Origin of the sequence: Aquimarina muelleri DSM 19832 (assembly GCF_000430665.1) — a bacterium.
GTDB lineage: Bacteria > Bacteroidota > Bacteroidia > Flavobacteriales > Flavobacteriaceae > Aquimarina > Aquimarina muelleri.
The window spans coordinates 92,313-107,691 of record NZ_KE387191.1 but is presented as its reverse complement, the minus strand read 5'-3'; the positions used below and the strand labels follow the sequence as shown (position 1 = coordinate 107,691).

The window sequence follows — 15,379 nt, the reverse complement described above, 5'->3', positions numbered from 1 at the left end:
CAACGGAATTATAATCGTATCTCTATGATGTTTCTAGTCTTTATTCTTTGTAATAAACTATCTCTAGTCTAATACGCGCTGTCAATCAATATGTCTATGAACTTTTTTAATCACTAAAGCGATCTTCTTCGCTAGTAATTATTGTTTGTATTTAAGGAATCGAACCCCTATAAATGCTTATTAAAACACTTTACTCCAGTACTACTTATTTTTAGGAACTTACCTTGTTTATCAAAGCGGGTGCAAATATACAACCTCTATTTTAATTAACAAGAATTTTTTTTGATTATTTTTTAAAAGTTTTTTCAACTCTAAACCCTTAAAAATACTTTATCCATGAACTCAAAACCTTACTCCGTTTTGCGGATGCAAACCTACAACCTTTTTTTATTCTGACAACGCTTTTTTTTAAAAATTTTTGAAGTTTTTTTACCTCCTAAAACAATCGCTAATCCCCTTTCAATGAACTCAAAACAATACCCGTTTTGCGGGTGCAAACATACACTAAATAATAAGAAACAAAACAACTTTTTTTATATTTTTTAATCCAAAAAAAGGAAAATGCTGATTTTAAAAAAGATAGAGTGCTAATTTACAGAAAAATACTCAAAATGGAGATATTTTTTTTACTATTTTTTTACTTTAAAACTAAAAACACAGCTTTGTAGTACGTATTAATGTATTTATACATCAAGGATAGCGTTGGTGTATAAATATATTTGTTATTTTTTTAATTATTTTTTTGGAGAAGCTTTTTTTGTGCTATCTGTCCATTTATTCCTTAAATCATAAAAACTAAAATCTAAAGCTGTTTTTTGTTCCTTTAGAATATTAGTCTGAAAACTACGTTGTAGTATATCCTCTATCCAATAGTCTTCTTCAATATTTATAGGATCGTACTTTTCTTTTAAAGAGATATTAAAAAGTTTAGCTGTATTATTATACCAAAAAGCTTTCCAACCACTTCTGTATTCTTTCACTAACTCAAACATAGTTTTACCTGTTTGGCGATGAATTAATTTAACCAATATTTGTCCTTCTGTACGTGTGAGTTTTTTTAACTCTTTTGTAAACTCTTCCTCCATATATTTTTGGAGTATTTTTATGTACTTTCTTTTAGATCGTTTAGTTCCTATTCCTTCTAATCTATCGTTTAAAGTTTTTAGTCTATCTGATGCTAATTTTGCATAAGGATATACTTTTCTAGTTTTACGCCTTAGAATAAGGTATTTTCTTTTCGCTAGTTTATCTTTAAATTTTAATTTTCCTAAAATAACTACTTCATCCAAATCTATAGCTTCATGTGGTATTGTATCTCCTTCTATAATATAATATTGTACGTAACCTGCAGTATCTACTTTAGAAGAATCTACCTTGTTTTTATTTTCTTTTTGAGCGTACGTAAGAGTTACAAACCCAAACGATATTATATACAATATATATTTAAACATAATAGGATATATGAGACCTTCTAAAATTATTGTAAAATTAATAATTAACCATTTCTAAACTGTAAAATGAATATGAATATTGTTATTTTAGCATTAAAATGAAATAATAAAATGGCAAAAAAAAGCATTCTTAATAAAAAGTCGTTGACTTTTCTCGAAAAATATTTAAATAATCCTGCTCCTACTGGATATGAATGGGAAGGGCAAAAAATCTGGATGGATTATCTAAAACCATATGTTGATGAGTTTATTACTGATACTTATGGTAGTGCTGTTGGGGTAATTAATCCTAAAGCAAAATATAAAGTAGTTATAGAAGGTCATGCTGATGAGATTTCGTGGTATGTAAATTATATTACTGACAACGGACTTATTTATGTTATTAGAAATGGAGGTAGTGATCATCAAATTGCTACTTCAAAGCGTGTTAATATACATACTAAAAAAGGTATTGTTCAAGGTGTTTTTGGATGGCCTGCAATACACACAAGAAAAGCTGGAAAAGAACCTGCTCCTTCTTTAGAAAATATTTGTATTGATGTAGGATGTGATACTAAGGAAGATGTTTTAAAACTTGGTGTACATGTTGGCTGTGTTATTACTTATCCTGATGAATTTTTTATTTTAAACAAAGATAAATTTGTTTGTCGTGCTTTGGATAATCGTATGGGAGGTTTTATGATTGCTGAAGTAGCTCGCTTATTAAAAGAGAATAAAAAAAATCTTCCTTTTGGTTTATACATTACAAATTCTGTTCAAGAAGAAATTGGGTTAAGAGGAGCAGAAATGATTACACATACTATCCAGCCTAATGTTGCTATCGTTACTGATGTTTGTCATGATACTACTACTCCAATGATTGAAAAGAAGTCACAGGGAGAAACTAAAATTGGCGATGGTCCCGTAATATCTTACGCTCCTGCTGTACAAAACAGGCTTAGAGAACTACTTATCGATACTGCTGAGGATAAAAAGATTCCTTTTCAGCGTATGGCTTCTAGCAGAATGACGGGTACCGATACAGATGCTTTTGCTTATAGCAATGGCGGTGTAGCTTCTGCTTTGATTTCTTTGCCTCTACGGTATATGCATACTACTGTCGAGATGGTTCATAGGGATGATGTTGAAAATGTTATTAAACTTATTTATGAAAGTCTTCTTAATATTAAAGAAGGAGAAAGTTTTAGTTATTTTGAGAAATAATTTTCTCCTACTATAAATTTATTACTACCACAAAAACTTTATTGTTTTTGTGGTTTTTTATTTCTTTTAGATTTTATATTTGCCAAAACTGTATAGTTTACTACTATTTATTTTTGAATAAGTCCAATCTCTATCTAGTTTTCAAAAAATTCTTCTCAAAAAATTATAAAATGTATATTATATCTTTGACCTATAAAGTTTCTTTAGAAACGATCGATTCTTATTTAGATGCTCATATAGAATACTTAAATGAACAGTATAATCTTGAAAATTTTCAAGCTTCAGGAAGAAAAATTCCTAGAACAGGAGGAATAATTTTATCTAAAATCTCTAACAAAAAAGAACTATTAAAGATTTTATACGATTTACGAATAAAAATCTCGCATATAATCGCATTCTTTTTCTACTATATTTTCTTCATAAAATGAAACAATAGCTATGGCTATTCTTTAATTTGATTCATCAATCTAGCGAAAAACCTTTGCAATTATTTATACGCAATTCTCATCCGTAAATCGTATAAGATAAAGATCCTTTTAAAATAAATGGTTTAGCCGAGTATGAACTTACTGAGTTTACACCAAGTAAAACCTGTAAAGAATTAACCTTTTTAATGAAATAAATATAATTTTGTGTGTATTAAACAAAGAAAAGGTGACTTATTTTAAGCCACCTTTTTACTTTATAATGCATTATCCATTATCTCCTGAACTACATCTGGATTTAATAATGTAGACGTGTCTCCTAGATTAGAAGTATCCTTAGAGGCTATTTTACGCAAAATTCTCCTCATAATCTTACCACTTCTGGTTTTTGGCAAGGCTGTTACAAATTGAACTTTATCTGGTTTTGCTATTGGTCCAATAGTATTAGACACTTGCTCTCTTATTTCCTGTATAAGTTGATCACTTGCTTGTTTACCATCATGTAAGGTTACATAGGCATATAATGCTGTTCCTTTAATATCATGAGGAAAACCTACAATAGCTGATTCTGCTACAGCCAGATGTTCATTAATAGCATTTTCTATAGGTGCTGTTCCCAAATTGTGTCCAGATACAATAACGACATCATCTACCCTCCCTGTAATTCTATAATTACCTGTAGCATCTCTATATGCTCCATCTCCTGTAAAATACATGTTGTTATAGGTAGAAAAATATACTTCTTTATACCGCTGATGATCGCCATATATTGTTCTAGCTATGGACGGCCAAGGGAATTTAATTGCTAAACGCCCCTCAGACTGTTGTGATCTAAACTCTATTTCGTTTCCATTTTCATCCATTAAAACTGGTTGAATTCCTGGTAAAGGTAACGTAGCAAATGTGGGACGAGTTGGTGTGATCCCTGCTAATGGAGATATCATAACTCCTCCTGTTTCTGTTTGCCACCAAGTATCTACAATAGGAGAGTTTCCTTTACCTATGTTATCATTATACCAGTGCCATGCTTCTTCATTAATTGGCTCTCCCACTGATCCCAAAACTTTTATTGAAGATAAATCGTGTTGATTTACTAGTTCTATTGGTTGTTTTGCTAAGGCTCGAATTGCGGTTGGTGCGGTATAAAAATGAGTTACATTTAATTTGTCACATATTTCCCAAAAACGTCCATAATCTGGATAACTTGGTACTCCTTCAAACATTACTGTTGTTGCGCCCATTGCTAGTGGTCCATATAATATGTAAGAATGCCCAGTAATCCATCCGATATCTGCGGTACACCAATATATGTCTCCATCATATTTTTTTTGAGGTATTGTATTTGTTGGTGCAAAATGATCACATTGAAAAACATTAGCAAAAGTATAACCTGTATATACCATATACCCTCCTATGGTATGCACCATCCCTTTTGGTCTTCCTGTAGAACCAGAGGTATACAAAATGAACAACATGTCTTCTGCGTCCATTATTTCGGCAGGGCATTCTTTTTCTACTTTTTGTAATTCATCAAACCAAAATTTATCTCTACCCTCTTGCATTGGTGTTGGCTCTACTGTTCTTCTATATACAATAACTGTTTCTATAGAAGGTGTAGTTTTTAATGCTTCATCACACATTTCTTTTAGTTTTACAGGTTTAGCACCTCTATACACCTCATTTGCTGTGATAAGTAATTTACATTTTGAATCATTAATCCGACTAGCAATAGCGGTACTAGAAAACCCTGCAAATACAATAGAGTGAACTGCTCCTATACGAGCACAAGCTAGCATTGCAATTGCTAATTCTGGAATCATCGGCATATAAAGACAAACACGATCTCCTTTTTTAATACCATTATTTTTTAAAACATTTGCAAAATGACAAACTTTTATAAAAAGTTGCCTATAGGTTATATGTCTTGACTCTTCGTCCGGATCATTAGGTTCCCAAATGATAGCTGTCTTATTACCTAATTTTTCAAGATGTCTATCTAAACAGTTTTCTGTTATGTTTAATTTCCCCCCTTCAAACCATTTTACTTCGGGTTTTGTAAAGTCCCATTGTAATGTTTTATCCCATCTTTTATGCCAATAAAATTTTTCTGCAATGGCGTCCCAGAATTTTTCAGGATTTGATATGCTTTCTTGGTAAGCTTCTTTATATTCTGCAAAAGAACGCAGTTGAAGAGTGTCTCTTATTTCCATATTTTGTGATTTTGTGATTTTGGTGTATTAAATTCTTTTAAAACATGTCATCGCCAAAAAATTATCGACGAGTAACCTTTATTAAGGTGTAAACAACTTAAAAAACATATCGTGTTTTATTAACATCAAAACATTTGTTTTTTTTAAGAAGTCATCAGTTCATTTATTTCTGCTACAATTTTTTTTATAGAGAATGGTTTGGTTATATATTTATCTACTCCCATAGTAAATCCTTTTTCGATATCTAATGCTTTATTTTTTGCTGTTAAGAATATAACTTTAATGTTTTTGGTTGTACTATTTTCTCTTATATATTGTAATGTTTGATATCCATCTACATTTGGCATCATTATATCTAAAAGAATTACGTCTGGTATTTTTGATTTTAATATTTCTATAGCTTCTTCTCCATCTCTAGCTATATAAACATCAAAATCTTTTTTTTTAAATGTATATTCTAAAGACATTACTATATTTGGTTCATCGTCAACAATCAATATCTTCTTTCTGTTCAAAATTTACTCTTTTATATTATACAATATATTATTCTGGAATTTCAATAATAAATCGAGCTCCTAATTTATAATTTTCATCTACTCTTATCTTTCCTTTATGTCCTTCGATAATTTGCTTACTAATTGCTAAACCAAAACCACTTCCTACGGGTTTTTTGACATTTTGATTTTTTGACTGGTAAAATTTATCGAAAATATATTTCATATCCTCATTCAAAATACCTTTTCCATTATCTTCAACAATAACCTGTATATAATTTTTATTTTTTCTTGATATTATTTTTACCTCTCCATGTTTTTCTTCTACAAATTTGATAGCATTAGAAAGTACGTTTATCAATACCTGAATAATTCTGTCTTCATCATATCTTGCTGTAAGGCTTTCTTGATGGGTTACAATTTTTATATTTTTTTTCTCTGCAATTAGTTGGACTCCAGAGAGTGCTTTTTCTATAGTTACATTCAGATTATTCATTTTTTTATCTAAAATCTCCCTACCAGATGCTAATTTTTCTAGATCTAAAATATTATTAATTAGTTTCCCCAAACGTTCGGAATCATACAGGATATTATTAAGGAATTGAATTTTTATATTTTCTAGCATATCCTCATTGTCTAATAACACTTCTGATGCTGCTCTAATAGATGTAATAGGTGTTTTTAACTCATGTGCTACTGTGTCTAAAAATTCGTCTTTTAATTTATCTTGTATTTTTAGTTCTTCATTGACTTCTTTTAATTCTTCTGTAAGCTGTGTTAACTCGTTTGATTTATGTTTCAAAAATTTATTAGTAGAAATAGTCTTTTTATTTTCTTCTAAAATCTCTAGTACTTCTACTAAAGTAACTGGTTGTTCTTCTACAACACTTGCTATTAAGATACGAGAGGATGCGCTACCAATACTACCTGTAAGTAGTTTTTCTGAAAAATTAATTAACCTTGCATCTGCTTTTTCTTCATTTCTAGAAAGATCATATTTTAAATAAAATAAATCTAAAGCTCGTTCTGTTCTTTTTTCTCCTAAAAAACGATTCAAAACTCTTCTTATATCCGAAACATAAGCTTCTCCTTTCCATATAAATGCATTTTCTTGTAAGGAATTATAATTGCTATTCACAAACATTTCTCCATAATTTCGTTCTCTATAATTACCTTTAAAAGAAAGAGATACAAAAAGATATACTATACTATTAAAAAACATACTCCAAAAAAAAGCGTGTGTCACAGGATTAAGAAAATCTATACCAAATAAAGCATATGGTTTTAAAAGTTCTAACTCAAAAGGGCCAAAAACAATAAAATCCATGTTCCCAAATATCGCATCTAGAACAAATGGTAAAACAAGAGTATAAGTAGTTACTAATGTTCCTGTTATTATCCCCATTTTTGCAGCTATAGAAGACCCTCTATTCCAAAATAGTCCTATAAAAAATGTAGGTGCTAATTGTGCTATAACAACAAAAGATAGTTGTCCTATCGAAAATAAGGATAATTCAATATTAAAATTAATATAGAAAAAATAAGCTCCTAATATTAAACAAAAAATTGCTATTCTACGAATATTCTTGATGTAATTAGCATTTCGTTCTGGACGACTGTTACTGAATTTATCCAAAAAACCATAAGGTATAATCAAATTATTACTTAGCATAGTAGACAATGCCAATGTAGAAACCACCACCATAGAAATCACTGCCGAAAAACCTCCTAAAAATACTAAAATTGCTAAAAATACATCTCCGTTTTGTAACGGAAGGAGTAGCGAATAATAATCTGGATTTGCTACATCTCCTAAGCGTAATTTACCCCCCCATGCTATAAAAACAACAAATACATTAAATAGTAAAAGGTACAAAGGAAACAACCAAATTGCTGTTTTAAGGTGTTTTTGGTTTGTGTTTTCTATAACCGAAACATGAAATTGCCTTGGTAATAAAAAGATTGCTAAAAAAGATAAAGCCATCATGAAATACCAATTAATACCAGATTCAAGACTATCAAATGTGGTTAAAAATTCGAAATCTTCTGTAATGGATATTTGATTATAAATATCTAAAGTTCCTTCAAAAAGAAAATAAGACACATATATACCTACTCCTAAAAAGAAAACAAGCTTAATTACAGACTCTACTGCCACCGAAAAAATTATTCCTTGTCTACGTTGTGTAGCATCTGTTGTTCTTGTTCCAAAAAATGCTGCAAATATGGCTAATAAAACTGCGATATAAAATGTAGAATCCTTAAAAATAGTACTTGAAGAATTAATAGTGTCTTCAGAAATTATACCAAAAGTTTCTGAAACAGCTTTAAGTTGTAGCGAAATATATGGTAATACTCCTAAAACGCATATTATAGTTACTAATGCACCCAAAAAACGATCGTTACCATATCTAAGAGAAATAAAATCTGCAATACTTGATACTTTATGTTGTTTTGATATTTTGATTATTTTTTTTAGTACTATAATCCAAATAGGAAAAGCTATTACCGGACCTAAATATGTGGTCAAAAAACTGACTCCAGAAGTTGCTGCAATCCCCACACTACCATAATAAGTCCAAGCAGAACAATATACTGCCAGAGATAGTGTATATACATAAGGATTATTTACCCAAGATCTGTTTGCCTTTTTTTCTGCCCAAAAAGCTATTCCAAACAAAAGAAACAGGTACCCTATAATTATGAATATCAAAACGTAACTATTCATAAAACTTCTTTAAAATTATATAAGAAATTAAAATTGAAATTGCCCAAATAAGAAACACAAAAAAGTATAATACAGGAAATCCAAAAATATTTCCAGAGTGATTAAACATAAATATTAATGGTATATTAAATAGAAAAAGCAACGTGATAGAAAGTACTATTAATTTTTGTTGATGACGTTTTTTCATAAAAACATTATTACTTGTGTATACCTTTTTTGAAACCAACTTTTGGATTTCGAAAAACTTAGGATATATTCTATTTAATTTAAACCTCACAGATTTTTAACAACCTGTGAGATTTATTATTTTAGATACCACTAATGTGTAGCTTCTCCTACTCCACTTGGGATTCTTATATTCTCTACTATTTCTTGAACCTCTTTTGGTGGTGCACTTGTAAATTTAGAAACTACCAAGGATACTACAAAATTGATTATCATTGCTACTGCTCCAAATCCTTCTGGAGAAATTCCAAACCACCACTCACTTGGTGGAGGAAGAATTTCATCAAACCAGCCTAGTTTATATTTTATCATGTATAATAACATACATAATATACCTATAACCATACCTGCAATAGCTCCCTCTTTATTCATTCTTTTATAAAATATACCTAACACTATTGCTGGAAAGAAAGATGCTGCAGCTAATCCAAATGCTAGAGCAACTACTGCTGCTACAAAGCCTGGTGGATTAATCCCAAAATATCCTGCTACACATACTGCTGCAACAGCAGAAAGACGTGCTGCAATTAATTCTCCTTTTTCAGAAATATCTGGTTTAATCATTTTTTTGATTAAATCGTGTGATACTGAAGATGAAATAACTAATAATAACCCTGCTGCAGTAGATAGTGCTGCTGCTAAACCACCAGCGGCTACTAAAGCAATCACCCAATTAGGTAGGTTTGCTATTTCTGGATTTGCCAGTACCATAATATCCCTATCCACAAAAAGTTCATTTTTTGTAGCTGCATTTATATTTGTAATTCTACGTTCTCCATGCTCTCCTCTATTTTTTCCATCAAAAATTGGTTTATTTTTATTTCCTTGTACTGCATGACCATTAGCATATTGCACTTGCCCATCACCGTTTTTATCTGCCCATCCTAATAGTCCTGTATCTTCCCAGTTTTTAAACCAAAGAGGTAACTCTTCATATTTTTTATTTTGCACAGATTCTATAAGGTTTGTTTTTGCAAAAACAGCTATTGCAGGAGCAGTTGTGTATAGTATTGCTATAAGTAATAATGCATATCCCGCAGATTTTCGAGCGTCTTTAACTCTTTTTACTGTAAAAAAACGTACAATTACATGCGGTAATCCTGCTGTACCTACCATTAATGCCAAAGTTATCGCAAACACATCTAATGTAGATTTAGACCCATCGGTATATGGTGAAAAACCAAGTTCTGTACTTAATCCATCTAATTTATCCAAAAGATACGTTCCTGAACCATCTGCAATAGTGTCTCCAAATCCTAATTGCGGAATTGGGTTACCTGTCATTTGAATAGAAATAAATATTGCTGGTACCATAAATGCAAAAATAAGCACACAATATTGTGCTACCTGGGTATATGTAATACCTTTCATTCCTCCTAATACGGCATAAAACAGTACGATGATCATACCTATAATTACCCCGGTATTGATATCTACTTCTAAAAATCTAGAAAACACAATACCAACACCTCGCATCTGCCCTGCTACATAAGTAAAAGATACTAATAGTGCACAGAATACGGCTACAGACCTTGCTGTTTTAGAATAATACCTATCTCCTATAAAATCTGGAACTGTAAATTTTCCAAATTTTCTTAAATACGGTGCTAATAATAATGCTAATAGCACATATCCACCTGTCCAGCCCATTAAGTATACGGCACCGTCATAACCCGAAAAGGCTATAATACCTGCCATAGATATAAACGATGCAGCACTCATCCAATCGGCTGCGGTTGCCATACCATTAGCTAAAGGAGACACTCCTCCTCCTGCTACATAAAACTCTTTTGTAGAGCTGGCTCTAGACCAGATTGCAATACCTATATATAAAGCAAAGGTTATCCCCACCAAAATATAAGTCCAAATTTGAACACTCATAATATATTTTTTTAGTTGTTTATAATTTTAGAAAACATGTGTTATGTATAGGATTAAATCCTACTCTTTTTTCTACCTCTTAATCTTTATCGTACCCATATTTTTTATCTAATTTGTTCATTAATCGAACGTAGACAAAGATTAAAATCACAAATACATAGATAGAACCTTGTTGTGCAAACCAAAATCCTAATGGAAAACCTCCCATGTGAAATTGATTTAATACATCTTTAAAAAGTATACCTGCACCATAGGATACAGCAAACCAAATTGCTAATAAAATGAATAAATATCTTACGTTTTCTTTCCAATATGCACTGGCTTTTTTTTGTTTTTCTGACATAATTATAAGTTTTAGAGATAGATCATTGCTTGTAAGGTTATAAAACTTTGAGCATCATTTTCGCCATATTTCGTGTTCAGATATTCTAAGGTAAGTTTAGAATTATGACCATTAAAATAGGCATTTGCTCCAAGCCCAAATGTTGTTGCATTATCATCGATAGCATCTATAGACCTAGTATTAAAAGATGCATACGGTTGAAATTTTGTTTTTTTATTATCATTAGGTATAACATATCCTACATGTCCGTATATCATAGAACCTGTTTCATAGGTTTGTCCTAGAGTATAGTTTTTACCATAATCATTATTTTGATAGGTTGCATATGCTGTAATAGCAGAACCGTTCTCTCCTAAAGGAGCGTCATAAAAAGCATCTATAGCAAATATTGCTATGTCTTCTCCTTCTAAAACCCCATTTGTATCTGCTATTACACTACCTTTTGGATGGTAAAAAAAGCCTGCTCCTACATTAAATACTTTTTTTCCTCCTAAGTAAGAGCCTACTTTGTATGGTAAAAAATTAGATTCTTGATCCATAAAATTATAATCAAAATATCCCGCAAAGTTCTTTCCTGCATCTTTAGATCCTAATAATTTTCTTCCTGCGTATACAGCCGATCCATCATTTACAGGATCTGTTTCTTCTTGAAGATTATTTGTTATAGATTCATTAACCGAAACTCGATATTGTAATTTACCAAAAGTACCTTTAGCATAAATACCAATATGACGAGCAAATTGATCTGATAATCCTATTGTTGCCCATGATTGTCTATTATTATCCAGTGTCATAATATTAAGAGTACTTTGGTTATTAAGACGAGAAATACCATTCCAATAATGTAACCCTCCACCAATTGCATGGTTTGATCCTAAACTATACTGTCCCCAAACTCCGTGAAAGAATAGTTGTGAGCTTTCATCTTTACCTACAGGGCTCATATTATCTGCATTTAAGCTATTTAATCCAAAATGAGTAAGGATTAAAAAATCTTTACTGATTTGTGAATACATTAAAATTCTTGCTCTTCGAATGCTAAAATCTGTATTACTTTCATCATCTGGAACATCATCGGTGTATCTGGCCCAAAATTGAGCCCAAGAAATAATTCTAAAATACTTTGAACCATCTTCATTAAGTTTAACTTTAAGCCCCCCCGTATAATCTGGAGATCCTTGAGAAAAGATTGGGTGCGAAATCAAAAAACTACCTAAAAAAAGTAGCAGTAAAAGCTTTTTCATAATTTAAGAATTTGATTTGTATAAAATAATTATACTACTTGCGTAGTGTTGTGCACTTGCTAAAAGTCTAAAAATTATGTCGAGCAGTAAAAATTAATATAGTTTATTGCTAATTAATATAGTTATTCTCTAAATCGCTCCCATTTTATAAGCATAAATTTATCTCCCAATTCTGTTACTATCACTCCTGCTCCTTTAATATTTGCAGGGTTTTGAAAATATACCCCTAGTTCTGAAGCGTTTAATATTTTGTATGTAGGGTGGTATTCTGCATTGTATGGTCTTTTAATATTATATTTTTTAACCCAATTAATAACACTTACATGAGAAACCCCTAATATTCGTTCTATTTCACGATAGGTCAACCCTTCCAAATAAAGCTGTAATGCTTTGTTAACATAATAGTCGTCAATCCTTTTACCTAGCTTATTAACTGTAAAATAATAATTACAATTTTTGCATCGATATCTTTGTCTATTATCTATTATTCCGCTTTTTATATATTTAGCAGAACCACAATTGGGACAGGAATCCAGATTCATATATAGTATTTTTGCATAAATATATTATTTTAGCAATAAAAATATAACAACTATTTAATATTAATTATAGAAACATTTAACTTTTAAAGCTATTTTAATAGATATAACACTGTTTTTTAAAACAAACAATACACAAATGACAGATGAACTTATAGATATATTAAATGAAATAGGAAAGTTTACGGGAGAAGTAAGATTAAAATCCGAAGCACATCGGTTAGGATTATATCATGCAAGTGTACATATTTGGTTTTACACAAAAAATGGAGAAGTATTATTACAAAAACGAGCTTATAATAAAGATACGTATCCTGATTTATGGGATGTTTCTGTTGCTGGTCATATCGAAGCTGGAGAAACTCCTGAAAATGCTGCTATAAGAGAAATTAAAGAAGAAATTGGCTTGTCCATTTCTAAAATGAATCTAGATTTTATAGGAATATACTTATCCAAAAAAATACCCAAACCAAATCTTTATGATAATGAATTTCATCATATTTACCTTTCACATCTAGAGGTACCAATCACATCACTATTACTCCAAAAAGAAGAAGTTTCTGATACTACTCTTACACACCATAATTTATTAAAGGAGCATTTGCAGGATTCTTTACAATCTAAAATATATGTTCCTCATGACGATTCTTATTATAATTTAATTCTTAATAAAATCATAAATCGATTACAATAATACCCGTATTACAAGTAACTATAGTAACTTCATATTATAATTTTTTATTATCATATTTTTGTATTGAAATCTAACAAACAATAAGAATAAACTATGACCAATTCAAATAAAGAAACAATTGAAGCTTTAAACATATTATTAGCAGATTATCATTTGCATTATCAAAAACTAAGAAATTTTCATTGGAATATTACTGGCCCTCATTTTTTTGAACTTCATGCTAAATTTGAAGAACTTTATGAAGATGCCAAGTTAAAAATAGATGAAATTGCAGAAAGAATCTTAACTCTAAGAGGGAACCCTGTTAGCAATTTTAGTGCATACTTAAATTTATCTAATATTAAAGAAGCGGATTCTACTCTTATAGATCAGAAAATGGTATCCGAAATTCTTGAGGATCATATTGCTCTTCTTAAACAGTTAAAAAAAGTAACTGCTTCTGCTGAAAATGCAAAAGATGACGGAACACTGGATATAACAGGAACGTATATCGGAGAAATAGAAAAAACTAGTTGGATGCTTAATGCGTGGAATCAAAGAAAATAAAATAATGCGATTTTCCTACCTTATCTTTTTGGCAGCTATCTCAGTTAGTTGCCAAAAAAACAAGAAATCAGGTATATCAAATATTCATAGCTTTCCTAATAGTCTTAATGAGATATCAGGTATAACAATGTTATCTAATAATAAGGTATATGCTATTAATGATTCTGGTAATGATAATACGTTATTTTGTTTAGATTTAAAAGGTGAGATATTACAACAAATTAAAATTCCAGAAACTAAAAATATAGATTGGGAAGATTTGGCATACGATCATAAAGACAACATCTATATTGGAGATTTTGGCAATAATAGTAATGACCGAAAAGATTTAAACATTTATAAAGTCTCTGGGATTTTATCTAATTCTTTGTCGGTTTCAAAAATTGAATTCACTTATGAGGATCAAAAGAAATTTCCGCCTAAAAAAAAGGAATTAAATTTTGATGTAGAAGCTTTTATATATCTGAAGAACAATCTATATTTATTTACTAAAAATAGAAGTAAAAAAGCAAAAGGAATTACCAAATTATATAAAATCCCTACTACATCAGGACAACATATAGCCAAATTAATAGGAGAATATGAAATTTGTAACAATAATTCGGATTGTTTTATCACTGGAGCTGCAATTAATAAAACAAATGATAAAATAGCTCTCCTTACTCATGACAAAGTTTTTTTACTTCGTGATTTTAAAGGAGACAACTTATGGAATGGAAATATTCAAAAAATAAAATTACACCACAATTCGCAAAAAGAAGGTGTTTGTTTTAAAAATGACTCTACTCTTTTTATTACAGATGAAAAAACAGGCCATAAAAAAGCTAGCTTATATGAGTATCAGCTAGATTGAGTATCCCAATCTTCCTCTAAAATAGCATACTCATAATTATCTGACCAACCAGATTTAAGAGGTAAAACTTTTCGTTTATGCCCCTCTTTATTCATTCCTGATTTTTCAAGAACTCTAATAGATCCTATATTATCGATAGCGCATCCTGCTTCAATTCTATGTAAATTAAGTTTCTCAAAACCAATACGCAAAATTTCTTTTAATGCCTCTGTAGCATAGCCTTTACCCCAAAAAGATGGATTTAATTTATACCAAACCTCTCCTATTTTATATTTAGGGTTTCCGATTTTAATAGCGATTAATCCTATAAAGTCTTTTTTATCGACCGTTTCTATAGTAAAAACATACTCTTTTTGTAAACGAATAAAATCTATCCATTTAGCTACAATCATTTCTGTAATTTTTATATTATCGGGAATTCCTAATACATTAAATTTATCTACTTCTGGTATAGAATGTAATTGATGAATTTTTTGCGCATCCGTTTTTTCTACTAAACTAAGACAAAGTCTTTTTGTTACTAGTTTTCTATTCAATATTTCT

Annotated in this window: 14 protein-coding genes; 5 read left to right on the top strand and 9 right to left on the bottom strand. The window is 30.3% G+C overall.

From position 1 onward, the window contains the following. Positions 1-734: 734 nt before the first annotated feature. Positions 735-1,451 carry a DUF4294 domain-containing protein gene (locus tag H527_RS0121005; protein WP_035089429.1) on the bottom strand — a complete coding sequence of 239 codons (717 nt, stop codon included), beginning with the start codon at positions 1,449-1,451 and terminating at the stop codon, positions 735-737. Positions 1,452-1,562: 111 nt separating this feature from the next. Between H527_RS0121005 and H527_RS0121000 the strand changes: the two genes are divergently transcribed. Next, complete coding sequence (locus H527_RS0121000) at positions 1,563-2,654, top strand: M42 family metallopeptidase (protein WP_027414460.1); 1,092 nt, start codon at positions 1,563-1,565, stop codon at positions 2,652-2,654. A gap of 170 nt (positions 2,655-2,824) precedes the next feature. Next, positions 2,825-3,082, top strand: a complete 258-nt coding sequence (locus H527_RS22890) for a YciI family protein (RefSeq protein WP_051316899.1) — start codon at positions 2,825-2,827, stop codon at positions 3,080-3,082. 254 nt (positions 3,083-3,336) lie between these two features. Here the strand turns inward: H527_RS22890 and acs are convergent, their stop codons facing one another. The 7 genes from acs to H527_RS0120955 all read right to left on the bottom strand — a co-directional run bounded on the left by acs (position 3,337) and on the right by H527_RS0120955 (position 12,746). After that, entirely contained in the window at positions 3,337-5,289 is a 1,953-nt protein-coding gene (gene acs / locus H527_RS0120990; RefSeq protein WP_027414459.1) for an acetate--CoA ligase, read from the bottom strand. Between the two features lie 143 nt (positions 5,290-5,432). Continuing rightward, positions 5,433-5,804, bottom strand: coding sequence for a response regulator transcription factor (locus H527_RS0120985; RefSeq protein ID WP_035089426.1), 372 nt, complete (start codon positions 5,802-5,804; stop codon positions 5,433-5,435). 28 nt (positions 5,805-5,832) lie between these two features. Then, a complete protein-coding gene (locus H527_RS0120980; RefSeq protein WP_027414457.1) occupies positions 5,833-8,511 on the bottom strand; it encodes an ATP-binding protein in 2,679 nt (892 codons plus the stop codon). A 318-nt stretch (positions 8,512-8,829) separates the two neighbouring features. Continuing rightward, entirely contained in the window at positions 8,830-10,617 is a 1,788-nt protein-coding gene (locus H527_RS0120970; protein WP_027414455.1) for a sodium:solute symporter family protein, read from the bottom strand. Positions 10,618-10,696: 79 nt separating this feature from the next. Further along, complete coding sequence (locus H527_RS0120965) at positions 10,697-10,960, bottom strand: DUF4212 domain-containing protein (protein ID WP_027414454.1); 264 nt, start codon at positions 10,958-10,960, stop codon at positions 10,697-10,699. Positions 10,961-10,971: 11 nt separating this feature from the next. Further along, on the bottom strand, positions 10,972-12,204 hold the full coding sequence (locus H527_RS0120960) for a hypothetical protein (RefSeq protein WP_027414453.1): 1,233 nt from the start codon (positions 12,202-12,204) through the stop codon (positions 10,972-10,974). Positions 12,205-12,326: 122 nt separating this feature from the next. Beyond that, positions 12,327-12,746 (bottom strand): IS1/IS1595 family N-terminal zinc-binding domain-containing protein, encoded by a 420-nt coding sequence (locus tag H527_RS0120955; RefSeq protein WP_027414452.1) that lies wholly within the window; start codon positions 12,744-12,746, stop codon positions 12,327-12,329. A 136-nt stretch (positions 12,747-12,882) separates the two neighbouring features. On the opposite strand from H527_RS0120955, the gene H527_RS0120950 reads away from it, so the two are divergent. The 3 genes from H527_RS0120950 (at position 12,883) to H527_RS0120940 (ending at position 14,836) form a co-directional block, all read left to right on the top strand. Continuing rightward, positions 12,883-13,437: an NUDIX hydrolase gene (locus H527_RS0120950; protein WP_027414451.1), complete on the top strand. Its 555-nt coding sequence runs from the start codon at positions 12,883-12,885 to the stop codon at positions 13,435-13,437. A gap of 93 nt (positions 13,438-13,530) precedes the next feature. After that, on the top strand, positions 13,531-13,983 hold the full coding sequence (locus H527_RS0120945; protein WP_027414450.1) for a Dps family protein: 453 nt from the start codon (positions 13,531-13,533) through the stop codon (positions 13,981-13,983). Beyond that, entirely contained in the window at positions 13,961-14,836 is an 876-nt protein-coding gene (locus H527_RS0120940) for an NHL repeat-containing protein (protein WP_051316898.1), read from the top strand. The genes H527_RS0120945 and H527_RS0120940 overlap by 23 nt, the downstream gene beginning before the upstream one ends. Here H527_RS0120940 and H527_RS0120935 read toward each other — a convergent pair. Continuing rightward, positions 14,824-15,372 (bottom strand): GNAT family N-acetyltransferase, encoded by a 549-nt coding sequence (locus H527_RS0120935; RefSeq protein ID WP_027414448.1) that lies wholly within the window; start codon positions 15,370-15,372, stop codon positions 14,824-14,826. The two genes, H527_RS0120940 and H527_RS0120935, sit on opposite strands and share 13 nt — an antisense overlap. Between the last annotated feature and the right edge of the window lie 7 nt (positions 15,373-15,379).